Origin of the sequence: Dokdonia sp. Asnod2-E02 (genome assembly GCF_045063915.1) — a bacterium.
Lineage (GTDB): Bacteria > Bacteroidota > Bacteroidia > Flavobacteriales > Flavobacteriaceae > Dokdonia.
Genome location: NZ_JBEFNX010000005.1, coordinates 1,792,863 through 1,818,205, shown reverse-complemented (window position 1 = coordinate 1,818,205; position 25,343 = coordinate 1,792,863). Strand labels below are relative to the sequence as shown.

The 25,343-nt window shown below is 39.2% G+C and carries 19 protein-coding genes; 8 read left to right on the top strand and 11 right to left on the bottom strand.

The genetic code is table 11. The features are described 5' to 3' along the window. Positions 1 to 67: 67 nt before the first annotated feature. Complete coding sequence (locus ACJJVM_RS08275) at positions 68 to 4,021, bottom strand: M36 family metallopeptidase (RefSeq protein ID WP_405211367.1); 3,954 nt, start codon at positions 4,019 to 4,021, stop codon at positions 68 to 70. A gap of 298 nt (positions 4,022 to 4,319) precedes the next feature. Between ACJJVM_RS08275 and ACJJVM_RS08270 the strand changes: the two genes are divergently transcribed. Beyond that, positions 4,320 to 6,008 (top strand): ABC transporter ATP-binding protein, encoded by a 1,689-nt coding sequence (locus ACJJVM_RS08270; RefSeq protein WP_405211366.1) that lies wholly within the window; start codon positions 4,320 to 4,322, stop codon positions 6,006 to 6,008. A gap of 451 nt (positions 6,009 to 6,459) precedes the next feature. On the opposite strand, the gene ACJJVM_RS08265 is transcribed toward ACJJVM_RS08270, so the two are convergent. From ACJJVM_RS08265 to ACJJVM_RS08235, 7 genes are all read right to left on the bottom strand, one after another. Beyond that, on the bottom strand, positions 6,460 to 7,122 hold the full coding sequence (locus ACJJVM_RS08265; RefSeq protein ID WP_405211364.1) for a hypothetical protein: 663 nt from the start codon (positions 7,120 to 7,122) through the stop codon (positions 6,460 to 6,462). A 3-nt stretch (positions 7,123 to 7,125) separates the two neighbouring features. After that, positions 7,126 to 7,782: a CoA transferase subunit B gene (locus ACJJVM_RS08260; RefSeq protein WP_298349563.1), complete on the bottom strand. Its 657-nt coding sequence runs from the start codon at positions 7,780 to 7,782 to the stop codon at positions 7,126 to 7,128. A gap of 2 nt (positions 7,783 to 7,784) precedes the next feature. Next, the gene (locus tag ACJJVM_RS08255) at positions 7,785 to 8,486 is read right to left on the bottom strand and encodes a CoA transferase subunit A (RefSeq protein ID WP_405211363.1); all 702 of its coding nucleotides are present in this window, start codon (positions 8,484 to 8,486) and stop codon (positions 7,785 to 7,787) included. 142 nt (positions 8,487 to 8,628) lie between these two features. Then, on the bottom strand, positions 8,629 to 10,959 hold the full coding sequence (locus ACJJVM_RS08250) for a penicillin-binding protein 1A (RefSeq protein WP_405211362.1): 2,331 nt from the start codon (positions 10,957 to 10,959) through the stop codon (positions 8,629 to 8,631). A gap of 8 nt (positions 10,960 to 10,967) precedes the next feature. Next, a complete protein-coding gene (locus ACJJVM_RS08245) occupies positions 10,968 to 11,444 on the bottom strand; it encodes a gliding motility lipoprotein GldH (RefSeq protein ID WP_038598030.1) in 477 nt (158 codons plus the stop codon). After that, positions 11,437 to 12,753 (bottom strand): stage 0 sporulation family protein, encoded by a 1,317-nt coding sequence (locus ACJJVM_RS08240; RefSeq protein WP_405211361.1) that lies wholly within the window; start codon positions 12,751 to 12,753, stop codon positions 11,437 to 11,439. The genes ACJJVM_RS08245 and ACJJVM_RS08240 overlap by 8 nt, the downstream gene beginning before the upstream one ends. A gap of 162 nt (positions 12,754 to 12,915) precedes the next feature. Continuing rightward, entirely contained in the window at positions 12,916 to 13,947 is a 1,032-nt protein-coding gene (locus ACJJVM_RS08235) for a rhodanese-related sulfurtransferase (protein WP_405211360.1), read from the bottom strand. A 606-nt stretch (positions 13,948 to 14,553) separates the two neighbouring features. On the opposite strand from ACJJVM_RS08235, the gene recA reads away from it, so the two are divergent. From recA to ACJJVM_RS08220, 3 genes are all read left to right on the top strand, one after another. Continuing rightward, positions 14,554 to 15,561, top strand: a complete 1,008-nt coding sequence (gene recA / locus ACJJVM_RS08230) for a recombinase RecA (RefSeq protein ID WP_298349576.1) — start codon at positions 14,554 to 14,556, stop codon at positions 15,559 to 15,561. A 221-nt stretch (positions 15,562 to 15,782) separates the two neighbouring features. Further along, positions 15,783 to 16,331: an RNA polymerase sigma factor gene (locus ACJJVM_RS08225; RefSeq protein ID WP_405211359.1), complete on the top strand. Its 549-nt coding sequence runs from the start codon at positions 15,783 to 15,785 to the stop codon at positions 16,329 to 16,331. Then, positions 16,331 to 17,776, top strand: coding sequence for a hypothetical protein (locus ACJJVM_RS08220; RefSeq protein ID WP_405211358.1), 1,446 nt, complete (start codon positions 16,331 to 16,333; stop codon positions 17,774 to 17,776). The genes ACJJVM_RS08225 and ACJJVM_RS08220 overlap by 1 nt, the downstream gene beginning before the upstream one ends. Before the next feature lie 155 nt (positions 17,777 to 17,931). Here ACJJVM_RS08220 and ACJJVM_RS08215 read toward each other — a convergent pair whose 3' ends face one another. Further along, a complete protein-coding gene (locus ACJJVM_RS08215; protein WP_405211357.1) occupies positions 17,932 to 18,666 on the bottom strand; it encodes a lysophospholipid acyltransferase family protein in 735 nt (244 codons plus the stop codon). Positions 18,667 to 18,737: 71 nt separating this feature from the next. Between ACJJVM_RS08215 and trpS the strand changes: the two genes are divergently transcribed. The 4 genes from trpS (at position 18,738) to ACJJVM_RS08195 (ending at position 22,088) form a co-directional block, all read left to right on the top strand. Beyond that, on the top strand, positions 18,738 to 19,709 hold the full coding sequence (gene trpS / locus ACJJVM_RS08210; protein WP_405211356.1) for a tryptophan--tRNA ligase: 972 nt from the start codon (positions 18,738 to 18,740) through the stop codon (positions 19,707 to 19,709). A 169-nt stretch (positions 19,710 to 19,878) separates the two neighbouring features. Continuing rightward, on the top strand, positions 19,879 to 20,331 hold the full coding sequence (locus tag ACJJVM_RS08205) for a 6-carboxytetrahydropterin synthase (protein WP_035326104.1): 453 nt from the start codon (positions 19,879 to 19,881) through the stop codon (positions 20,329 to 20,331). 6 nt (positions 20,332 to 20,337) lie between these two features. Beyond that, on the top strand, positions 20,338 to 21,099 hold the full coding sequence (locus tag ACJJVM_RS08200; RefSeq protein ID WP_035328878.1) for a UDP-2,3-diacylglucosamine diphosphatase: 762 nt from the start codon (positions 20,338 to 20,340) through the stop codon (positions 21,097 to 21,099). 53 nt (positions 21,100 to 21,152) lie between these two features. Continuing rightward, positions 21,153 to 22,088 carry an alpha/beta fold hydrolase gene (locus ACJJVM_RS08195; protein ID WP_405211354.1) on the top strand — a complete coding sequence of 312 codons (936 nt, stop codon included), beginning with the start codon at positions 21,153 to 21,155 and terminating at the stop codon, positions 22,086 to 22,088. A gap of 8 nt (positions 22,089 to 22,096) precedes the next feature. Here ACJJVM_RS08195 and recJ read toward each other — a convergent pair whose 3' ends face one another. Further along, complete coding sequence (gene recJ / locus ACJJVM_RS08190) at positions 22,097 to 23,788, bottom strand: single-stranded-DNA-specific exonuclease RecJ (RefSeq protein ID WP_405211353.1); 1,692 nt, start codon at positions 23,786 to 23,788, stop codon at positions 22,097 to 22,099. Further along, positions 23,788 to 25,341 carry an SPOR domain-containing protein gene (locus ACJJVM_RS08185; RefSeq protein ID WP_405211352.1) on the bottom strand — a complete coding sequence of 518 codons (1,554 nt, stop codon included), beginning with the start codon at positions 25,339 to 25,341 and terminating at the stop codon, positions 23,788 to 23,790. The genes recJ and ACJJVM_RS08185 overlap by 1 nt, the downstream gene beginning before the upstream one ends. Positions 25,342 to 25,343: the final 2 nt, after the last annotated feature.

Here is a 25,343-nt window from a genome sequence, read left to right as displayed (position 1 = left end):
TAATAACAACAAAAAAATCCCGACCTCATCTGAAGTCGGGATTTCTTATGTTTATAAATGACTGGCCTTACTTTTTGATAAAGCGCTTAATCATTTTTGAACCTTCAGTCTCTACTTGAATGACATAAACGCCAGCTTCAAGTCTCGACACATCAATTGTGTTTTCAAAATTACCTTTATGAACCGCTTGACCTAGAAGGTTAAATATAGTTACAGAGGTTGCTTCTGCTCCTTGTAAGCTTATATTTAATTCCCCACGAGTAACCGGGTTAGGAAAGATTGAGAAGTCTCCTTTTCCAAAGTCTGTAAATGCCGTATCACCTTCTGTATCTCCACCAAAGGCTGCACTACTTGATACATTTACAATGTAGTCTTCTACCTCTCCATAATTAAAGCTTCCACAAGCAGCTGGCACAGCGTTATATCTCATAACCACTCTCATACGAGTAGCTCCTTGAGCCGCTCCAGATGGTACTGTGATAGTACCACTTACCGGTGTAGCCTGCGTTGCAGAAATGGTAAGAGCCGTTTCTCCAGCATCTGCAAAGTCACCATCACGATTCCAGTCTACAAAAACAGCATAACCTTCACTGTAAGTGCTTCCTGGCCACTCTGGTGTTATAGTGATTGTTGCACTACCACTTAAGGCTGTTGAGATATTTGTAAAGTCTTGGTATCCGGCAGCATTTCTACCTGAGGCGTTATCTATGCTTCCTAACTGCACACGTGCGATATACTCTTCTGTACTGTTATTGCCGTTTGCTGCACAGTATCCTGTAGGTGGAGTTGTGGTGTCATCTCCTCCGCCTCCAGCAGTAAGAGCAACATTATCTATTGCAACATCAGACTGCCACGTACTACCTGTAATACGGTTAAAACGTAACTGAACTGTACCTCCCGTATAAGCATCTAAGCTCACGGTAACTGCATTCCACTGGTTACCTTGGTTTCCTGTCTGGTTCCATAGGCTTGTCCAGGTAGTACCACCGTCTGCACTCGCTTCTAGATCTACCTGACCTCCATTTGTAGAACCATACATATGATAATCAAATGTAAAGTTTGCCTCTGTCTCTGTAGATAGATCAAAACAAGGAGAGTTTAATATCGCTCTCTTGTTTGGGTATCCTGTACCGTTACCAGATGCTTCTACAAACATATAGAAAGATCCTTGTGATCCAGAAGATGGTCCTGTACCACTAGAAGGTGTTCCAGATGCATCACGTGTCCAGTTTATATCATCACTGCTATCTTGAGTCCATTGACCAAGTCCAGCTTCAAAACTTTCACTATATCCTGCTCCAGCGGTTGCTGTACAACCCGATGGAACTGTAGTAGTCTCTGTAGTGGCTGTTGCCGTATTACTCGCTCCAGAAACATTACCTGCTTCGTCTTTTGCTCGTACAGTAAACTGGTAAGTAGTTCCCTCTGCAAGACCAGTAACATTTGCGGTAGTCACTGTAACTTCTCCTAGGTTATTAGACCCTTGGTATACATCATAAGCTACCACACCTATATTATCTGTAGAAGCGTTCCAAGATAATGCAACACTAGAGGTTGTTACATCTGTAACAACAAGACTTGTAGGAGCTGTAGGAGCTTGTGTATCTGCCGGAGCAGTACCTTCTATAGCAAATCCATCTATAGCAATATCACCTTGCCAAGAGGCAGATGTAGTTGCTCTAAATCTTAATTGTGTAGAGGCATCATATGCCGCAAGACTTACCGTTGCATCTTGCCAGGCAGCTCCTTGATCTCCACTTTGAGACCATAACTCTGTCCACGTTTGTGAGCTATCATCTCTAGCTTCTAGTCTCACTGTACCTACTGAGTTACCTGTCATCTGGTAACTAAAAGTAGCCTCTGCAGCATTTACTCCTGCAAGATTAAAACAAGGTGAGTTTATTGTAGTAGTCTTACTTCCAAAGTTAGGGCTAGATGCTTCTACATAAATATAATATGACCCTTCATTCGCACCAGAAGGTCCTGTACTGTTAGAAGGTGTACCTCCTATACGAACTGTCCAGTCAAAATCATCTGATGTGTCTTGTGACCAAGCTCCTAAAGTATTTTCAAACCCTTCAGAATATGGGAAAGAACTCACAGTAGAGTTACAAGATGCTGGTGGTGGTGGTCCAGAACAACCACTTGTAAATGAAGCGACTTGATCTGTATTTGTATTTGTACCACCGTTACTATTTTCTACAGCATCTACACCTACACCTCTTCTTGCAAAAGCGTCCCATATTAAACAGTTATACTGTCCTCCATAAAGATCTTGATCTGCTTGTAATATTCCATCACGTCCAGAAACATACCCAGGATTATTTGCCGTATTCTTAAGACCTTCTATAACAAGAGCCATTGCGATGTTGTTACCACCTGTACCATTATACTGGTCATTATCATATCCTTCTAGATCTATAAGATCCCAAGTCATATCCCATAGTATCGTTGCAAAACCATACCCAACACCGTGAGGTACTACAAGGCTACTTACGTCATTATAAGTAGTACCATTTACAGCAAGATCTGTAGCATATCTCGTAGGTCTAATACCCGCTCCTGTAGTAGGCTGTCCTATAGCATATGTACCTACCCCTCTAGCAGTATCTCTAGTATCTCCTGGGCGTATAGTCATCACTAGACCTAACCAGTCTGACCATCCTTCACCCATTTGCTCACTACCTCCTAAAGCATTTGTACCAGGACCTCCTACAAGACGTGTAGAAATACCGTGACCGTACTCGTGGGCAATAATCACGTTGTCAAAATCTCCATCACGAGTAGGATTTGTAAATAAGAACATTTGCATTCTCGGGTTACTTCCATCTGGTGGTGTTGCAAAGTTTGCGTTATTTGTACCACTACCATCTTGGGCATCTGCATTTACAGAATCGCTTCCTATACCACCTTTACCATAGTTGTTTTCTTGAAAATTACCTGCTGCCTCTGTAAACCCATACTGGTACCACACATCGTGCATAATATTATTCCAGTAAAATAAATTTGTAGTTGCTGCTGGTAAAAATGTAGATGGGGTATTATTTAAATTAAGTGCAAAGTCAAAGTTAAGAGCGCTCCCACCATTAGGACTTGTTCCAGAACCGTTGTTACCATTTGTATCATCTTGAGCTAGAACGTTATTTCCTCTTGTAGTAGTAAACTCTGCTCCTGCAGAACCATTTGTATCGTGCCACCCGTATGGTGAAGCATTTGCCACAGCTGGATCTGTTACTATCGCGCGGTTACCGTGACTAGGGCTTTCTATACCTAGCGGGTACACATTATAAGAGCCTCCACCTACTACTGCAGCTGCAGAGCTAGCTTTTACCGGACCGTAAATAGCATCTTCTTTTGCATTAGAACTAGTATGATTGTGCTCGCTGTGGTTTGGATCTTCCCAAGAGCAAGACACTACCCAATCTTCGGTTTTTAATATCTCACCTGTAGCGGCATCTACATTTACATTCCACCAGTGTTGAGCATCTAGTTGATAGATTGATACATTCCAAGTAAGGTGTAATTTGTTTCCTACAGATAGGTATCGCTTTTCTACTTTAATAGGCTCTATACTTATACCTGAGTTTGCATACTCAAAAGTATTACCGCTAGATTTTGTTGCCGAAAGATTGCGAGGTGCTTGCATCTTATGATGCTGTACCACTTTTTGTATCGCATTTTCTGGAGATAAGCTAGCAGCAACTCCAGCACTCTTTGTTGCTACATCTTTAATAAACTGGTTAATCTCATAAGTAACCTGTCCATTTTTTACGGTAAGTTTATATGTTCCGTTTTGGATAGGGATTCCTTGATACTGCTGTTGCACATAGACGTGCTGTATTTCGGGGTTGAGTGATGGGACAATATCTGTAACTGTCCATTGTGCAACGTCTGTAGTTTTTAAGCCTACTTCTTCTGCGTTTCCGCTCAAATATTTCTGGACAATGCCATCTACACTTTGAGCAATTGCTGTCGATCCTGCTAGGAGTACCAGTAGGACAAAAGAGTACAATTTCTTCATAATTTGATTATTAGATTAATGTTGGAGAATTTTAATTAAAAATGGATTGTTTGTAATTTTTTAATTAAAAAATGGTATTTGAATCGTAAATAACGCCAATTCTTTGATTAAATCGTAATCTTTTCGATGAACTACACATTTTTTTTTAACAAAACATTAATAAATACCTAATGTTTACGCAAGTACCCCATATGCTAAACAAGAATTGTAGTTCCTTAATTAATTAGAATAAAAATAGACCAGGCTAGAGCATTTTTATAGTTTACCATCTGGCATATAAAAAACGTATTTTTGAGTAATGCAATCGCGAGAACTTCTTTCTGTAAAACAGCTTCATATATCTTTCCGGCAGCAAGGAGAGGTAAATGAAGTGATACACGGTATCTCTTTTGATTTATACCGTAATGAGATACTTGCTATTGTAGGAGAATCTGGTTCCGGAAAAAGTGTATCATCCCTCGCGGTGCTGGGTTTACTTCCTAAAAAAAACACACTTATAGAAGGTAATATCATTTTTGATGATGAGTCCCTAGTTCATCTGTCTGAGAAAAAGTTTCAAACCATAAGAGGTAATGAGATTTCTATGATTTTTCAAGAGCCTATGAGCAGTCTTAATCCTTCTATGCGATGTGGAGAACAAGTAGCAGAGATTTTGAGAAGGCATACTACGCTTTCGCGAAAGCGTATAAAAAACGAAGTACTAGCTTTATTTGAAAAAGTAAAACTCCCTACTGCCTCAAAAATTTATGAGGCTTATCCTCACGAAATTTCTGGAGGTCAAAAACAACGAGTAATGATTGCAATGGCCATTGCTTGTAAGCCTAAAATTCTCATTGCAGATGAGCCTACGACGGCACTAGATGTTACGGTTCAAAAAGAAATTATATTACTACTTAAACAATTACAACAAGAAACCGAGATGAGTGTGATTTTTATATCTCACGACTTATCGCTGGTAAGTGATATTGCAGATCGCGTTCTTGTAATGTACAAAGGTGATATAGTAGAAACTGCAGAAGCTGAACAACTCTTTAAATCACCTCAACACGAATACACAAAAGCACTACTAAGCGCAAGACCGTCGCTAGATGAGCGACTCAAAAAGCTCCCTACTATACAAGATTACCTAGACAACACAACTGCTTCTGAGGTGCAGTCTAAAACAGAGCGCGCTGCACATCTTAAAAAACTATACGACCAACCAGCATTACTAGAGGTTCATAATGTAGAGAAAACATACTTTTCTAACAGTGGCATTTTTAGCAAAGACAAAGGTTTTAAAGCGGTAGATGATGTTTCTTTTAAAATTTATGAGGGAGAAACGCTAGGTCTGGTAGGTGAATCTGGATGTGGTAAGTCTACGCTAGGGAATGCCATATTACAGCTAGATCGAGCAACAGCCGGACATATTTTATATAAAGGGACAGATATTACACGTTTAAGAGGTAAAGCGCTACGTAGCTTACGTAAAGAGGTACAAATCATTTTTCAAGATCCGTTTGCTTCTCTAAACCCTAGACTAACCGTGGGCCAGGCTATTATTGAACCTATGGAAGTGCATAAACTATATGACTCTACAAAGGAGCGTAAAGAACGTGTATTGCAATTACTAGAACGTGTAGGTCTGGAGAAAGAACATTATAATCGATACCCGCACGAGTTTTCTGGAGGACAGCGCCAGCGCATAGGTATTGCACGCACTATAGCTGTAAACCCAAAACTTATTGTGTGTGATGAGTCTGTAAGCGCGTTAGATATCTCTGTACAAGCACAAGTACTTAATTTACTTAATGAGCTTAAGTTAGACTTTGGGTTTACTTATATTTTTATATCTCACGATCTCGCAGTAGTAAAATATATGTCTGATCAACTTGTGGTGATGAACAAAGGTATGATAGAAGAAATGGGGGATGCAGATGCTATTTACGAACAACCTCAACAAGCATATACTAAACGACTTATAGGAGCTATACCTAAAGGCATCTAGTCACTATAGTTATATCATAAATACTTTTCTTGCTAGTTTTATACAGTTTGTTGTAAAGTAGAAACTATTTTGAACTCCAGTTGCGAGTTGTCTGGCTGAGTTTGTAATTTTTTTCATTCTTGCGTCAAATAGGGATTAAAACAAAATCCGCAGGGCTCCCCCCGCGGATTTCTAACAAATCATAACTCAAAACACTCTTATACGTTTAAGCTATACTATATGATGAAGCGAAATGTAGATTATCGAACTTACCTTGCACTTCATCGGAATCAATTACTTGATTTGGGAATGTAAATGTAAGATAATATTATAAATAGACAACGACCAAAAGTGTAGAAATAACCATCAAATGTTAATATTTTGTGTATTTCATCGAATAATTTAGTTTTTAGTCGATATTTTATCTCAATCTTTAAAATTAATGCAGGTGCATTTTCATAAAAAAACCACTCTAAGAGTGGTTAAATATTTGTGAGATTCTTCCGTTTTTCCGTTTTCCTTTCTTTCTAGGGTGGATAACTTCTTCTACTTCGTAATAACTACGCCCATAATTAGACCTTTTATCTTCTCCAAGTCTTTTGGCAACTTGGTTTGTCATACGTATTACAAATTCCTCCTCTTTATTAGGATAAGAAATATCATTACCGGCGCTATCTATTTTCTTTTTACGCGAAGTATGGTTTAATTTTCTAGCTTTATAATCTTCTGTTTCAAACAGCTCATTATAACAGTGTATTAACTCGTGAGCGAGCACTGCCATAGGAGAATTGTACCCCTTATTTTTTGAAAACCATCGCTTACGATGATTCTTTCTAAAAACAATACCGTGTGTGTCATAAAACCCCACCGTATTTGTAGACGGCCTGTAATAGTTCTTGCGCTCTGAGTACACGATATTAATACCATTTACCACATCTGCTACTAATACATCTATGATATCTAGCGTTTTCTTTTCTCCCTCGTCTATATATGTAATCGTAAGAGCATTAGTTCTATATAAATAATCTAATGCCATAAAGGTATTACTCAAAAAACGATCACCTAGTTGCTCATAGTCTCTCCCGTCTACATATGTATAAACGTGTGGTGTATTATTTAAATCATAGATAATCATACCTTAGAATTGCATCTCTGGTATATCTCCCTCCACAAGTAATGTGCCCTCTGTGGCCGCCTGTATCTCTTCTACAGAAACTCCAGGTGCACGTTCTAATAATTTAAACCCATCTGGTGTCACCTCTAGTACCGCAAGGTTACTTACTATCTTCTTTACACAACCTACGCCTGTGAGTGGTAAGCTACATTTTTTAAGAAGTTTAGAAGCCCCTGCTCTGTTGGTATGCATCATTGCCACGATAATATTTTCTGCACTTGCTACAAGATCCATAGCACCGCCCATACCCTTTACCATTTTACCTGGTATCTTCCAGTTTGCTATGTCACCATTTTCGGCAACTTCCATAGCTCCTAGTATGGTTAAGTCTACGTGCTTACCACGTATCATACTAAAACTGGTAGCACTGTCAAAAAAGCTAGCGCCAGGCAGTGTTGTGATGGTTTGTTTTCCGGCATTTATAATATCTGCATCCTCTTCTCCATCATAAGGAAAAGGCCCCATACCTAACACTCCGTTCTCACTTTGAAACTCTACTTCTATATCATCGCGTACATAGTTTGCAACTAGTGTAGGTATACCTATACCTAGGTTTACGTAGTATCCATTTTGCACCTCTTTTGCGATGCGCTGTGCGATTTGATTTTTATCTAATGCCATAATTAATCTCTTGTTCTTACCGTGCGTTGCTCTATTCTCTTCTCGTACCTCTCTCCCTTAAAGATGCGCTGTACAAAAATACCTGGTATATGGATCTGGTTAGGATCTAGCTCACCTACGGGTACAAGTTCTTCAACTTCGGCCACAGTGATGGTTGCTGCTCCACACATATTAGGGTTAAAATTACGTGCCGTTCCTTTAAAAATAAGATTACCCGCTGCATCACCTTTCCAAGCTTTTACAAAAGCAAAGTCTGCCTTAAATGCGTGCTCTAGCACATACATCTTCCCATCAAACTCTCTTGTCTCTTTACCCTCTGCTACTTCTGTACCGTAACCCGCTGGTGTATATATTGCTGGAAAGCCTGCTTGAGCCGCTCTACAGCGCTCTGCAAGTGTACCTTGAGGTATTAACTCTACATCAAGCTCACCACTAAGCATCTGGCGTTCAAACTCGGCGTTTTCTCCCACGTAGCTAGAGATCATTTTTTTAACCTGCTTCTTCTGCAATAACAATCCTAGGCCAAAATCATCTACTCCCGCATTATTAGATATACAGGTGAGATTATCTATATTAAGTTCTACTAGCTTTGCAATAGCGTTTTCTGGAATACCACTCAGGCCAAACCCTCCTAGCATCATCGTCATACCACTGGTTACACCTTCAAGAGCCGCATCTACTCCGGCAACTTTTTTTGTTATCATATTCTTGGTTTTGAATGATTAAAAATACGAATTTTGTAATTGATTACGCTTTCGCGAAAGCGTACTTATCATATTGATAGGTATAAAAAAAGAGTGTGATAGACTACCACACTCTTTTGAAACTTTATTGATACTACGTTTATTAAAAATCTAGCTCATCTGGAAGCTCATCGTTTACGCCTTCACTTTTATAATTATCACAATCTATGGTAATAGAAAGATCTTTAGGCTTATCAAACTCACTTTTTGAGATTTTTAAATCCTTGTTTTCATAAACGTCTTTCATATACATACCCCAGATAGGTAGTGCCATTGTAGCTCCCTGACCGTAATTAATGCCTGGGAAGTGTACCGCACGATCATCTCCTCCTACCCACACACCGGTAACCAGGTTTGGAACAATACCCATAAACCATCCATCACTTTGGTTTTGAGTTGTACCCGTTTTACCAGCAATTGCGTTTGTAAATCCATAAGGATATCCTGTTACTGCTTTTCTATACACAGGGTCTTTGCCTCTCCAAGTATGACGTAATCTTGATCCAGAACCAGATCGAGTTACTCCCTCCATCATCTGTAAAGTTACATAAGCAGACTCTGCACTTAGTACATCACGTGTTTCTGGCACGTGCTGGTAAAGAATAGTCCCGTTTTTATCTTGTATAGTACTTACTATTTGTGGTTTTACATACACCCCTTGATTTGCAAAAGCCCCGTATGCAGAGACCATCTCATAAAGACTTAAATCTGCAGTTCCTAAAGCAATAGATGGTACCGCAGGAATTTTACTAGTGTCTACCCCTAGCTTGCTTACTAAGTCAATTACTGGCTCTGGGCCTACTTTATCCATTAGTCTAGCAGATACTGTGTTTACAGATTCAGCAAGTGCTTTTTTCATTGTGATCATTCCACCCATCTCGCCTCCAGAGTTTTCTGGACACCAGTCTTTAGTATTACCGTGACTTCCTGCCGCAATACAATAAATAGTATTAGGCAAGGTATCACAAGGAGAGATTTTGAGTTGGTCTACCGCGGTGGCATATAAAAATGGCTTAAAGGTAGATCCCACTTGTCTCTTTCCTAACTGTACGTGATCGTACTGAAAGTGTGTCATATTATTACCTCCTACCCAGGCACGTACTTCACCGGTTTGTGGCACCATAGACATCATACCGGTACGTAAAAACTTTTTGTAATAACGTATAGAGTCACGAGGAGTCATTACTGTATCTATCTCCCCTCCCCAAGAGAAGATGGTCATATCTGTCTTTATATCAAAAGACTTTCTTATTGCATCTTCAGACTTTCCTTGGGCTTTCATTTTACGCCATCTAGAAGAACTTTTTATAGCGTTGTTAAAAATTCTGTCTACATCCTCTTCTTCTATATCTCTAAAAGGCGCCGTTTTATTTTTTTCGTTTTGTCTATCAAACTCTTTTTGCAATCTAGGCATATGGGCTGCAACAGCATCCTCTGCAATTTTTTGCATACGCGAGTCTATGGTAGTGGTAATGGTAAGACCATCTCTATAAATATTGTAATAAGTAAGATTACCTTCTAAATCCTCACCCTTTGGGTTTTCTTTTATCCAAGAGGCCATAAACTTCTTTAGGTTTTCTCTAAAGTAGGTAGCAATACCATCTGCGTGGCCTTCTGGTGTAAACTTCACCTCCATAGGTAGCGCTTGCAGGGAGTCTTTTTCGGCAGTGGTGATCATACCGTTTTTCTCCATCTGCTTGAATACCTGATTACGTCTTCCTAGAGATTTTTCTCTAGAAATTTTACGATAAGGGTTGTACTGACGAGGATTTTTAAGCATCGCAACAATTACTGCGCTCTCGTGTAGCTCAAGGTCTTCTACATCCTTATTAAAATAAATACGTGCGGCAGAGCTTACCCCTATGGCATTAAACAAGAAGTCTTGTTTATTGAGATACATTGCAATAATTTCTTGCTTTGTGTACTGTCTCTCAAGACGAGTTGCGATAACATACTCCTTGATTTTTTGAGCATAGCGCTTCCATCCTCTAGCCGCTTGACCTGTAAATAAAAGCTTTGCAAGTTGTTGTGTGACTGTACTTGCTCCACCCTTTTGACCTAAATAAGCAAAGGCTCTTGTAGTCCCTCTAAAGTCTATACCAGAGTGATCATAATAACGCTCATCTTCTGTGGCAACGAGCGCATCTACTAGGTTTTGTGGTAGTTGCTCATACTTGATAGGTGTTCTATTTTCATTATAGTAAGTTCCTAACTGCTTTCCATCTACAGAGATGATTTTTGTAGCAAGATTACTCTCAGGGTTTTCTAACTCTTCAAAAGTAGGAAGCTCTCCAAAGGCGTTCCAGCTAGCAAGTAAGAACACTAGTATCACTAGTGCTAGACCTCCTACAAATAGTCTCCAGAACCAAGAAATGTATTTACTGTAATCTCCACTACTCTCGGCAGTTTTTTTTGGAGCTTTTTTTGTTGCCATAGGTGTTTTTATTCTTGTTTTTCTATGCGTAAGCCTACTTCGGTAAGTCCTTCAAGATTTGCATCTCCATCTATATTACCGTTTTTTCTTACTGCGTGTTTTATGGTAAAGGTGTAGGTTCCGCTTTCGCGAAAGCGTACTCCTTCTCTATATATTAATTTACTTTCTTTTATATCTCCGAAACCGTCTCCCATCCAGGTGCCATCTGGGTTTGCCATCTCATACTCTAGCGTATCTGTAATGGTTCTTCCACGCGGAAACTGCATTTCTGTTATTAAAAACAGGTTGCTGTACGGGTATTCATTATTGTTGCGCACAGTGATAAATGTATCGTATACCTGCATACTATCTAGCTCTGTAACTTCTAGCACAACAGGCTCGTCTATCTTCCAAGAGTCACCTAGCGAAATGTAACTATGGTACTCCTGCTTTGAATCGCAAGAGGCACAAAGTATGATGAGTATACCTAGTAATACGTTACGCATTAGGTTTTGGTTTATGAGGGCGCTTTTTATTTCTGTTATTTGGTTTTGTACCACCTTGTTTTTGTCCTTCTTTTTGAGGTTTTTGAGAAGTTTTACCCTTCTGGCCGCCTTGCTTAGGTTTTTTAGGACCTTTAGGTTGTGAGCGCTTTGCTTGTGGTTTATTATCACTATTGCTACGCTTTTTCTTGCGATTGTTGCGGCGCTTGTTTGTTGTTTTTGGCTTATCAAAACGGGTGAGACTGTCTTGCCCTACCACGTTGCCAAAATCTACAGTAGTCTCTACAATAAGCTCTGATGCAAATTCTTCTAGACTTGCAACAGGTTCTTTTTTTCTGTTTGCAGTGATAATCTCATTTGCGTGATCTGTGGTGAGCTCGTGCCAGTTCATCCACTCGCCTTCATAAGCATACCATAGTCTGCCCTGAAAGATGTCTATCTTCTGGCATACTGCTGTACCCTTCTTAGTATAAAGTTTTGTTTCTGTTTTTGGAAAACTCTTTAAGGCATCCATATAAGCATCAAGCTCATAATTGAGACAACACTTTAATTTACCACATTGCCCTGCAAGTTTTTGAGGGTTAAGTGAAAGTTGCTGGTATCTCGCGGCACTGGTTGTTACAGATCTAAAATCTGTTAACCACGTAGAGCAACATAACTCACGACCACAAGACCCTATACCTCCCAGACGAGCTGCCTCCTGGCGTAAACCTATCTGGCGCATCTCTATACGAGTACGGAACTCTTGTGCAAATTCTTTTATGAGCTGTCTAAAGTCTACACGATCTTCTGCCGTGTAGTAAAAAGTAGCTTTTGAGGCATCTCCTTGAAACTCTATGTCTGAGATTTTCATCTGCAGTTGTAGGCGTATTGCGATTTGTCTCGCACGTACCTTCATAGGTTCTTCCTTCTCACGAGCAGTAGTCCAGATATCTATATCACGCTGTGATGCTTTACGGTAAATTTTAAGAGTGTCTGGTGTATCTTGTTTTATTTTCTTGCGTTTCATTTGCACGCGCACAAGTTCTCCCGTAAGGGTTACCATCCCTATATCGTGACCAGACTCTGCCTGTGTCGCTACAATATCACCTATACTCAGGGTGATTTTGTCATCATTTTTATAGTAGTTCTTACGTCCGTTTTTAAACCGTACTTCTACATAGTTAAAAGCTTCTTGTCCCTCTGGAAGAGACATATTAGAAAGCCAGTCAAACACCGTAAGTTTATTACATCCATCTGTCCCGCAGGTTCCGTTGTTTTTACAACCTTTAGGAGATCCGTCTGCACCTGTGCCACAATTGCCACACGCCATATTATTTTATATTTAGAAGGTTTATCACTCTATATCAATCACTGCGACTGCAACAGTAGTGTAAACACGTTATTTTTTTGTTCAAAACTGAACTATGGATAAAGATAGGTAATCTCAAGCGCCTTTGCCAAACAGAAAATTGTAAGTTCTACTTCTACAGTCCTACTTCTTAAAAGCCAGCTTCTCAGATCTTCCTTTCTTAAATATCTTATTACTATTTCCTTTACCAGAACGTAATTTCTTTTGCTCTTCGTATGGTAGTGCGTTTATCTCTGCACACTCTCTAGAGCAGCAATTTTGGTTTGCTTTTGCACACTCTTCACATTGTATAAATAGAAGGTGGCAAGCCTCATTTGCACAGTTTACGTGCTCATCACAAGGCTTTCCACACTGGTGACAGTTAGAAATCACATCGTCAGAGATGCGCTCGCCACGACGATGGTCAAAAACAAAGTTCTTACCCTTAAATTTATTATCAAGCTTCTCTGCCTCTACCTGGCGAGCATATTCTATAATACCTCCCTCAAGCTGAAACACGTTTTTAAAACCTTTATGTTTAAAATAAGCACTAGCCTTCTCGCATCTTATCCCACCGGTACAATACATTACTAGTTTTTTATCTTCTTTGTGGTCTTTGAGATCTTCTTCTATAATATCAAGACTATCTCTAAAGGTATCTACATCTGGAGTGACTGCATTTTTAAAGTGACCTATCTCACTCTCATAGTGATTGCGCATATCTACAAGCACCGTATTATCATCTTCTATGAGCTCATTAAAGGTAGATGCATTTACGTGCACACCTTTATTAGTCACATCAAAACTTTCATCTTCTAGACCATCTGCCACAATCTTGTGACGCACCTTTACCTTGAGCTTTAAAAAAGATTTATTGTCCTGCTCTCTAGCTATATTAAGGCGTACATTTTCTAAGAAGTTTATACCATCTAGGTGTTCCTTAAACTCTGTAAATCGCTTTGCCGGCACAGACATCTGGGCATTAATCCCTTCGTGAGCGACGTATATTCTACCTAAAGCCTCCATCGCGTCCCAGGCAATGAAAAGGTGATTTCTAAAAAGTTCTGGATTACCAATTTTATGGTACTGATAAAAAGAGAGTGTAAGACGTTCTTCTCCGGCTTGTTCTATAAGCTCTGCTCTCTCTTTTGCGCTTAGTTTATTGTACAGGTGCATACTATACTTTGTTTAAGTTAAAAGAAAAATAATTCCGGCAAAGGTACATTTTCTAATCTCAAGGCACAAAAAATGCCTCTACATCGATATAAAGGCATTTTTTGTGAATTGTGGCTAATTCAGATTTTTACTTATTAATAATTCTCATAAGTACTATTTTATATCACTATCTCGCTTTGGGCCTTCCTCTTCATACGTGCGCGCATCATTTTAAAAACGGACATATGTTAAGGGAATTATTGTTTTATTAAGGGTTAATAATTCAACTTACAATACTACTTCATAGTAAAGACGTAAGAATTCCAAATGGTTGCGTTGTGACTTATATTTTATCACAGTTGTCTGGTAACAAACTCCTTAATTGGCCCTTCAAAATGATTATTGCTTCTAAAATAGTAGTCTTACCGCGCCATTAGGAATAATTCCTTTATAAATTAGTAAAGATTCCAAATTTTAGTATCTTCGCCATATCAATTTAATATTGGGCGCTATAATTCTGAGTAATTAGACACTTAGAAATGATGTTAAAAAGTATTACGCTTTCGCGAAAGCGAACCTTGCTTAAGCCTCTATTAAAAGTTATTTTTACAAGACAAAAAAGAAGATATGAGCAGCGAAAAAGATGCAAAATTAAAAGCCTTAAAGCTTACCCTTGATAAACTAGACAAAACGTATGGTAAGGGTGCCGTAATGAAAATGGGCGACCAAGCCATAGTAGATGTAGAGTCTATACCTACTGGATCTTTAGGTCTTGATGTAGCACTTGGTGTAGGAGGATATCCTCGCGGTCGTGTTATAGAAATTTATGGACCAGAATCTTCTGGTAAAACCACCTTAACACTACACGCTATAGCAGAGGCACAAAAAGCTGGAGGTATTGCAGCATTTATTGATGCAGAGCACGCTTTTGATCGTTTTTATGCAGAAAAGCTCAATGTAGATATAGATAACCTTATTATATCGCAACCAGATAACGGAGAGCAAGCTCTTGAGATAGCAGATAACTTGATACGCTCAGGCGCTATTGATATCGTAGTAATTGACTCTGTAGCCGCACTTACACCTAAAAGTGAGATAGAAGGCGAGATGGGAGACTCAAAAATGGGACTTCACGCTCGATTAATGTCACAAGCACTTCGTAAACTCACTGGATCTATAAGCAAGACTAACTGTACAGTAATCTTTATTAACCAACTTCGTGAGAAGATTGGGGTAATGTTTGGAAACCCAGAAACCACTACGGGTGGTAATGCTCTTAAGTTTTATGCTTCTGTACGTTTAGACATACGTCGTTCTACGCAAATAAAGGATAGCAATGCAAACGTAATGGGTAATAAAACTCGTGTTAAGATTGTTAAAAATAAAGTAGCACCACCTTTCCGTATGGCAGAGTTTGACATTATGTATGGAGAAGGAGTTTCTAAAGTAGGAGAGATTATAGATATAGGTGTTAACTATGAGATTATCAAAAAAGCTGGTTCTTGGTTTAGCTATCAAGATACTAAGCTAGGGCAAGGTAGAGATGCTGTAAAAGCATTACTACTAGATAATCCAGACCTTATGGAAGAACTAGAGACAAAAATACACGCTGCCATAAAGGTGAGCAACGAATAAAAACTCAATATGTTTTATTTAAAAACCTCCTACTCAGGAGGTTTTTTTTGTTACTACGCAACCTTTATAGACATTTTGCATCTACTTAGTGCAAACTAGAATAAAAAAACCCTGTTATACGAAGAGACGTGATTATACGATATCACAAAGTGGAAGAAAGAACCCTTTAAAAAGATATCTGTTCTTATATTTAAAGAGAACATAAACAAAACCAACAACAGTTGAGTCAAGACCAACTCATAAAAAACTGTAAAAAGAAGCAACCTAAGGCACAGGCCGATTTATACAAGCGATATGCGAGTGTACTTTTTTCTGTTTGTCTCAAATATGCTCCTAATTACGCCGAAGCGGAAGACATTCTGCAAGATGCGTTTATAATCATATTTGATAAGATTACCCAGTATAAAAATAAAGGATCTTTTGAAGGTTGGTTAAAAAGAGTAGCTATAAATACTGCGTTACAACGGTACCGTAAACCAGGAGTTTATAGCCTTGTAAATGAAGAAAATATAAAAGAAGTAGAAGTCGAGGTAGAAGAAGAGGCTATCCCGCTAGATTACTTACTTAGCATTATACAAGAGTTGCCAGATCGTTATAGAATGGTTTTTAACCTATATGTAATGGATGGCTACTCACATAGAGAAATATCAGAATTGCTTACTATTTCTCAAGGCACCTCAAAGTCAAACCTTGCGCGTGCTAGAATGATATTAAAAGAAAAAATTGAGACGAGCCAGCATAGCTTGCAGAGCAAATCTCACCTACAATAATGAAGGAGAAGAAGAACATAGACAGACTTTTTCAAGAAAAGTTTAAAAACTTTGAAGCACACCCTAGTGATCGTGTGTGGGCTGGTATTGCCCAAAATCAAAAGAAAGATAATCGTACCATCATACCACTATGGTGGAAGGTAGGTGGTATTGCCGCAGGACTTTTGTTACTCTTTGGACTTGGCACCTTGTTTATTCCTTCTAGCACCAACGGGGTAACACCTATTGTAAACCAAGATACCATCACAACAGAGTCTAGCACAAATCAATCTGTAGTTAAAGCCTCTTCAGATAGTAAAGAACAACAAGCATCAGATCAAACAACTATTACTAGCAAAGAGCAGGTTATCGCTGCGAGCAACTCATCTCAAAGAAATTCTCAAACAAAGAGCAACTTAACTACTACTAGTAATGCTAGTGGATTAAATAGTGGTAAGACATCTAGAAGTAATTCTAAAATTAATACATCGCCCCTTAGTAATGAATCAAATGGACTTATTGCGCACAGCGATGTAAATAATATGACTACATCTTCTACAGAAAAGAAGGCAACTACCACAAATCAAGTAACAAAAGATCAAAAAACAACAATAGGAAAAGAAGATAACCCTACTACTATCGCAGCAAATGAGGCAGTTGCCACAAAAGAGAAAGACCTCGTAGAAGAAGCAAAACAAATTGAACTTAACAAAGAAGAAAGCACAGTTGCGCTAAAAGAAGAAAACACAAATAGCTCTAGATGGGATGTAGGCGCTGTAGCAGCACCTGTATACTACGGAGATTTTGGAGGGTCTGGACTCGATAAGCAATTTGCAGATAATGATAAGTCTGGCGATGTAAACCTGAGTTATGGAGTTCAAGTAAGTTATGCCATAAGTCCTAAATTAAAAATACGCACCGGTGTAAATAACGTAGATTTAAGTTATAATACTAACGAGATTTCATTTTCTACTAACAGCTTGGGGCGTACATTAAGAGGTGTTAATTATTCTGATAACGCAAAGACAATTGCTATTGCAGATAACAGTACAGCTCAAAATAATTTTAATACAGACGGCGCTATACCAAATATAGGGGTCACTGCAAATGGATCGCTGCAACAACAACTTAGCTATCTAGAAGTACCTCTAGAGGCAATCTATGTTATTACAGATAAGCGCGTGGGAGTATCACTAGTGGGAGGAGTAAGCACATTATTTCTAAGTGATAACGAGGTTATACTTAAGTCTAATGAACTAAGTACCAACCTAGGTACAGCAAGCGGAGTAAATGACGTGAGCTTTACCACAAATATTGGAATAGGATTAGATTATAAAATGACAGATAAGGTCATATTTAATATAGAACCATCACTTAAATATCAACTCAACAGTTTTGATAATACAGTGGTAGACTTTCAGCCGTATTACATAGGTGTGTATACAGGTGTAAGTTATAAGTTCTAGTAAAGAAGCTATGCCAAGTGTAGTTTACTTGGTATTAGGTTAGTTTTTTAGTTGGTTAGGTAATCATTGCGCTTGCAGTGGTAACAAAAAAGGCTCCGCTGGTTACGGAGCCTTTTATTTTTTATGGTGGTTATTACGCTTTCGCGAAAGCGTACTTAATCCCCTTTCAATTCTTCTAAAATTATAGCTCTTGTTTGCTCCCTAAGCGGCTTTTTATCGTCTTGAGTCATTCCTTCTGTAGGTATAAATGAATGTACTTTTGCACGCATCACACCAGGTTCACCCTCAAAAAATGAATAAGGAAATCTCTTCTTATTGTCATAAAACGTCATAGGCACGATAGGCAGCTTATGATCTATAGCAAGTCTAAAAGCACCATCCTTAAAAGTGTCTAGCACGATAGAAGTATCATCTGGCACGCCACCTTCTGGAAAAATACAGATACTAAACCCCTGACTGAGCCTGCGCTGTGCTTGATCAAAAACCTGCTTGCGGCTACGCGCGTTACCTCTATCTACAAGAATACACGTACGTTTATAGAAAAACCCAAAAAGCGGGAGCTTTGCAAGCTCTGCTTTCCCCACAAATACAAAAGGACTTTTTGCAAGGTGCAACATAAGCAAGATATCCATCATAGAGGTGTGGTTACTCACCAGCATATATCCTTTGCCACGCACAAACTTTTCTTCACGAGTCACTTTTGGAAATAATCCCATAAGCAACATAATTGTACGTGCCCATATTTGAGCAAGTCTAAAAAACATACCATACCAAGTCTCCTTAAGGATACTTATAATAAGTAATGGAGATAATATGAGGATGACCACGAGCATTAAAAAGTAAAACCATACTTTCCAAAGTGCGACCGCTATTTTTATTAATATGTGCATTCTTCCAAAAATAGGTAATTCAGCCTATGCAATGAACAGAAAAAGTTAACTTTGCTTTTTACTCAAATTTTATGTCAAGAATACTTACCGGAGTGCAAAGTACAGGCACACCACACTTAGGAAATTTACTAGGAGCTATTATACCAGCGATTGAGATGGCAAATAACCCTGCAAATGAGTCTTTCCTATTTATTGCAGATATGCACTCGCTCACGCAAATAAAAGATGGAGCACAGCTACGTCACAACACCTACAGTACAGCAGCTACGTGGCTGGCCTTTGGTCTTGACATTAATAAAACGGTTTTTTACAGACAGAGCGACGTACCACAAACGGCAGAGCTTACTTGGTATTTGAGCTGTTTCTTCCCGTACCAGCGACTTACACTTGCTCACAGTTTTAAGGATAAAGCAGACCGTCTAGAAGATGTAAACGCAGGTTTATTTACCTACCCTATGCTTATGGCGGCAGATATCTTGCTGTACGATGCAGAGGTTGTACCCGTGGGTAAAGATCAAGCGCAGCATATTGAGATGACGCGCGACGTGGCAAGCCGTTTTCACGCAGCTACAAAAACAGAAGTTTTTGTACTGCCAGAAGCAAGCCACAATGAGGAGACAATGTATATACCAGGCACAGACGGCGCAAAGATGTCTAAGTCTAAAGGTAATATTATTGATATCTTTTTACCAGACAAGAAGCTACGTAAGCAAATTATGGGGATAAAAACAGACAGTACTCCTATGGAGGAACCTATGGAAACAGAGGGCTGTAATGTGTTTAACCTTTATAAATTACTAGCAACTCCAGAACAAGTAGACCGCTTATGCGAAAATTATAAACGTACAGATTTTGGCTACGGTCACGCAAAGCAAGCTGTTTATGAGGTAATTATCGAGAAGTATGCTGCACAACGCGAGAAGTATGCGTACTATATGGATAACCTCAACGAGATAGATGCTGCATTAAAAGTAGGAGCAGAAAAAGCGACCAAGGTTGCAAATGGAGTGATTGATCGTGTGCGTAAAGTAGTTGGGTATTAATAAACTAAAATAGAAATAGTATGGACATTATGAGCTTTTTAAGCGGTAACGGTTTGTTCCTCATCTTGGGACTTGTATTGATTATCGTAGTTTTGTACAACAAATTTAGAAACAGACGTTAAGTCGTATAGGTTTCAATTTTCGCGAAAGCGAAAACCAATAATACAGTATGTCAAAAATTAGAATTACAAAACAGTTTACCTTTGAGACAGGTCACGCGCTTTATGGCTATGACGGCAAGTGCAAGAATGTACACGGGCACAGTTACAAACTTAGCGTTACCGTAATAGGAGAACCTATTACAGATATGGGCAACGCAAAGCTGGGAATGGTTATCGACTTTGGTGACTTAAAGAAAATTGTAAATAGAGAGATTGTAAACGTTTTTGATCACGCTACCGTTTTTAATAAAAACACACCGCACGTAGAGCTTGCAAAAGAACTATCTGATCGTGGTCACGATGTACTACTTGTAGATTACCAGCCTACGAGTGAGATGATGGTGATAGACTTTGCTGCAAAGATTCAATCATTTTTACCAGATACAATAAAATTACACTCACTACGCCTTTCTGAAACAGCAACAAGCTATGCAGAGTGGCACGCGGCAGATCAACTCTAGATGACTATTAACCTCCCAAAAGGAAAGAAAATATACTTCTCAAGTGATAACCACTTGGGTGCTCCCACTATGGAGGAAAGTAGACCGCGAGAGCGCATATTCTTGCAGTGGCTAGAGATGGCTCGCAAGGATGCACAGGCTATTTTCTTAATGGGTGATCTTTTTGACTTTTGGTTTGAGTATAAAACGGTAGTTCCTAAAGGTTTTGTGCGCACACTAGGCAAACTTGCCGAGATGCGTGATGAGGGCATCGAGATTTATTTTTTTGTAGGGAATCACGACCTCTGGATGAACGGCTATTTTGAAGAAGAGCTGGGCATTCCCGTATATCACGACCCTAAAGTGTTTACTATAGATGATAAGAAGTTCTTTTTAGGTCACGGAGACGGCTTAGGTCCTGGAGATAATGGCTATAAGCGTATGAAGAAAGTCTTCCGTGGTAAGTTTTTTCAGTGGTTATTTCGCTGGGGACATCCAGATATTGGGATGAAAATTGCTCAGTATATGTCTGTAAAAAACAAACTCATCTCTGGTGATGATGATCACGTGTTTCTTGGAGAAGAAAATGAGTGGCTTGCAGCTTATGCAAAGCGCAAACTTGAGACTGCTCACTATGATTATTTTGTTTTTGGGCACCGTCATTTACCTATGACCATACAAGTGGGAGAAAACAGCACCTATTACAATATAGGTGACTGGATTGCGCACTACACCTATGGAGTGTATGATGAGAATGGCTTTAAACTCGAGGAGTTTCTCAAGAAATAAGGCCTCACAAACCAATTCATCATAGACTTCGCTATCTTTAGAAAAACTTTTTGATGCGATTTCTAGTTCTTACTCTCTGTGCTATTGCACTTTTTTCTTGCAAACCATACCAATCTACTACTGCTCGCAAAGGGCAAATAACATATGACGGCTTTCGCCAAAATCAGAAAACTTTCAACACTAGTGATGGCGCTATCGCTTATATAGATAAGGGTAAAAGCGATAAAGTGATTGTGCTCTTACACGGCGTACCTACGTCTGGGTGGCTTTATCGAAAAATGATAGACCCACTTGTAGATGCAGGCTACCGAGTGATTATTCCAGATATGCTGGGTTACGGAAGCAGTGACAACCCAAAAGGCTACGACATCTATTCTGAAGAAAATCACGCACAGCGATTACTAGAGTTGCTAGATAGTCTTAATATCACAACCTGGTCTCACGTGATGCACGACGCCGGCGGGCTATGGACGTGGGAGTTGCTCAAAAAACAACCACAGCGCATTAATAATCTCATACTCCTCAATACCATTATTTACGAAGAAGGTTTTGATCCTCCCGTACGATTTAAGAAAGGGTTTATGGCTCGCACGGCAATGTGGGGTTACCGTAATGGCATTACCACAAATGTGATGCTCAAAAATTTATTTAAATCTGGAATGTTACAAAACAACCTCAACGAGATAGACGTAACAGGATATAAAACACCATTACGAGAAGGCAAAACTAGAGGGATGTATTACTTCTTTACGCAAACGTGCAACACCTTACCAGATTACACATCACTCACTAAAAGTCTGGATATACCAACCGCAGTGATTTGGGGAAAAGAAGACACCTTTTTACTCATAGAACCTCAAAAAACCCAACTACAATCTTCTCTAAATATAAAAGAAGAAAATATACACCTACTAGAAGCCAAGCACTTTATTCAAGAAGAAAAAACAGAGGAGATAGTCACTATTATTTCGGCCTTTTTAAAAGAGTAATGACCGCTTTACTTAATATCTTTTAGTCTAAGCTGGAGGCTTACATTACCATTCCACTCATTTTCATCTATGGCGTAGGCTGCCATAAATGGCTTTTTATTTGTAATTAAATCATACTTATCGCCTAGATTAAAACCTATACACCCTATCTGTGAACCTCTGCTGTTTTGAACAACAGCCGCTTTAAGATGTGTTTGATCTGCTCCTACTTTTTTACCATAACCAGTATCTGTCAAGTTTTTAGTCATAAACGTAGGTGACATATTACGTGGCCCAAACGGTGCAAACTGCTTTATAATACGGTGAAACTTAGGCGTAATATCTGCAAGGTTTATCTCACTGTCTATAGAAATTTCTGGCACTAGCAAGCGCTCATCGCAACTAGCGGCAACCACCTCCTCAAACTTTGCTTTAAAAGCCTCATATTGTTCTGGTAACAAAGTAAGTCCTGCAGCATATTTATGTCCACCAAACTGCTCTATATGCTCTGCACACTCGTGTAGGGCGTTATATACATCAAAACCTTTTACAGATCTCGCAGAGGCTGCATACTTATCACCGCTTCTTGTAAAAACAAGCGTAGGTCTGTAATATGTCTCAATAAGCCTAGAAGCCACAATCCCTATCACCCCTTTATGCCAGTCTTCTTGAAAAACAACGGTGGTTTTATTTCCCTCCTCTTGATTCTCTATAATTTGATCTAAGGCTTGCTGAGTAATACTCTTATCTGCTTCCTTTCGGTCGGAGTTATATTGCTCTATCTCTGATGCAAACTTGGTTGCTGTCTCTAGGTTTGTCTCTCGTAATAAGGTCACCGCGTGGTTACCGTGCACCATTCTCCCCGCAGCATTTATACGTGGTCCTATGATAAAAACAACATCTGTGATGGTAAGGGTTTCCTTTTTGACTTGCTTTATAATAGCTTCAAAACCTGCTCGAGGTGCTTGGTTTATCACATTAAGTCCGTGATAGGCAAGTATTCTGTTTTCTCCTGTGATAGGTACAATATCTGCGCCTATTGCGGTGGCAACAAGATCTAGGTAAGGAAGAAGCTCTTCAAAATTTTGCTTTCGCGAAAGCGCAATTGCACTTATAAGTTTAAAACCTACACCACACCCGCATAACTCATCATAAGGATACGAGCAATCTTCTCTTTTTGGGTCTAAAATAGCAACCGCATCTGGCAGGTCATCACCGGGTCTGTGGTGATCACAAATAATAAAGTCGATTCCTTTTTCTTTTGCATAAGCCACTTTCTCAATCGCTTTAACACCACAATCTAGTGCGATAATCAGTGCCATATCATTATCTGCAGCAAAGTCTATACCCATATAAGAAACACCATAACCCTCTGCATAGCGATCTGGAATATAGGTTGCCACCTGCGGGTGAATGGTATCGAGATAAGAACTCATCAAGGCAACACTCGTGGTACCATCTACGTCATAATCACCAAAGACTAGTATGTTTTCGCCTTGAGCTATTGCCTGCTCGATACGTGCTACAGCTTTATCCATATCTTTCATCAAGAATGGATCGTGCAAAGCATCTAGCGAGGGTCTAAAAAAGTTTTTTGCTTTCTCAAACGTGTCAATATCTCGCTGTATGAGGAGTGTTGCAATAGGAGCTTCTACTCCCAGCTCTTGTGCTAGTTTTGCTACTTTTTGTGCTTCTGGTTTTGGTTTTAAAGTCCAGCGCATTAATTAAGGTTCGTTTTAAGCATCCACGTTTTTTCTAAACCTGGTATTTGTTTAATCACTTTAAGTTTATCGTACATAGAGGCCGCATCCTTACCTGCCTCTGTAAATACATAAAAGAGCTCATTATCTGGGCGGTAAAACATTTGTGGCTGTAGATCTTTTTGTTGCAACGTTTCCATCCATCGTTCTGCATTTGCAGCGTTAGAAAATGCGTTTGTAATGATGTAATACCCCGGCGCTATACCTTCTATAGTAATTGACGGCTTTTCTAATAAAGCGGCTAGGTCTTTATTTACCACCGCTGGTGGCTCATATTTTTTCTCTTCGTTTACGGTAACATCTGGCACCGCAATTGCTACTTTTTGGTTTACAATAACTTTTTTAGGCTTAGGCACATTCGGCTCTTTTACAATAGCAACGGTAGCAGTCTCTGCGGTAGGCGAGCCTACACGTTTCTCATTATAATAGCGCTCACTTATGGTGGTTTGGAAAGCTGTAAAAAATAAAAAGAAACGATCTGAGCGTGTTTTAAATCTCATTTTTACACCACCCGTGCTGTTTGCAATAATCTTATTTTGAGCTGTAGGGATTTTAATTTTCGCAAGGTCAAAACCTAACGTATTAAGACTGCTAGGCACTCTTTTTGTAAACCGCTTGTCGTTTATAGTAATCGTACTGTTAAAGAAGTTGCTCGAAGCTCTCACCTCATTATCTAGTGTGACAAATATTTTAGTTTGTGGGTCAAAAATACTTATCTCATCACGACCTAAGTTACCATCACCCTCCAGTGCTCCTATAGTTACAGCTGTCTCTAGCTCACCATTTTCTGACGATTGAAAATTTCCAAAATCAATTTCTACGGCTTTTTTATTTACAAATTCAAGTCCATTAAACGTAGTGATATATTGTAGTGGCTCACTATCGTCTTCATACACTACATATAATAACCATCCAGCAGAGCTTCCTCCTATAATTTCACCTTGAGTAGCACTTACATTTGCGACTGTAATCTCCCCATCTACAAAAGCCTGCATTTGTTCTGTTACATCTGCCACACACGCATATGGTGCTCTAGATTTTACAGAAACGTTGGTTGCATTTTCTCCATCATAAACTAGGGAACCACGCACGTGTTGATAAGCTCCGTTAGGTAATTTAAGTAGCACTTCTTGTATGTCGTGAGCACGCTCATCAAGCATTTTATGATAGACCTTACCATCTTTCATACGTTTGCCACTGCGCTCACCATTATAGGTGCCAGACCAGTGCAAACCAGCATAAACTATGTTAACATCTTTCTTGAGATTAAGATATGCGCTACTAGAGCTCCAGGTACTAGCATCGTTATCTATGTCTACATACTTCATCTTAAACTCATCGTTCACCTTTTCTAAGTCATTAAAAGGCTTTTCGGCGTTTTTGCTCAAGATATTATTGCCTATTACAGCAGTATTACCGCGCACATAAAATTCTTTGTCACGTGTAAAAGCTTGTGAATCTTGGGCAATTGCAATGACAGGTAATGTGCAGAGTATGAGTAACCATTTTCTCATTA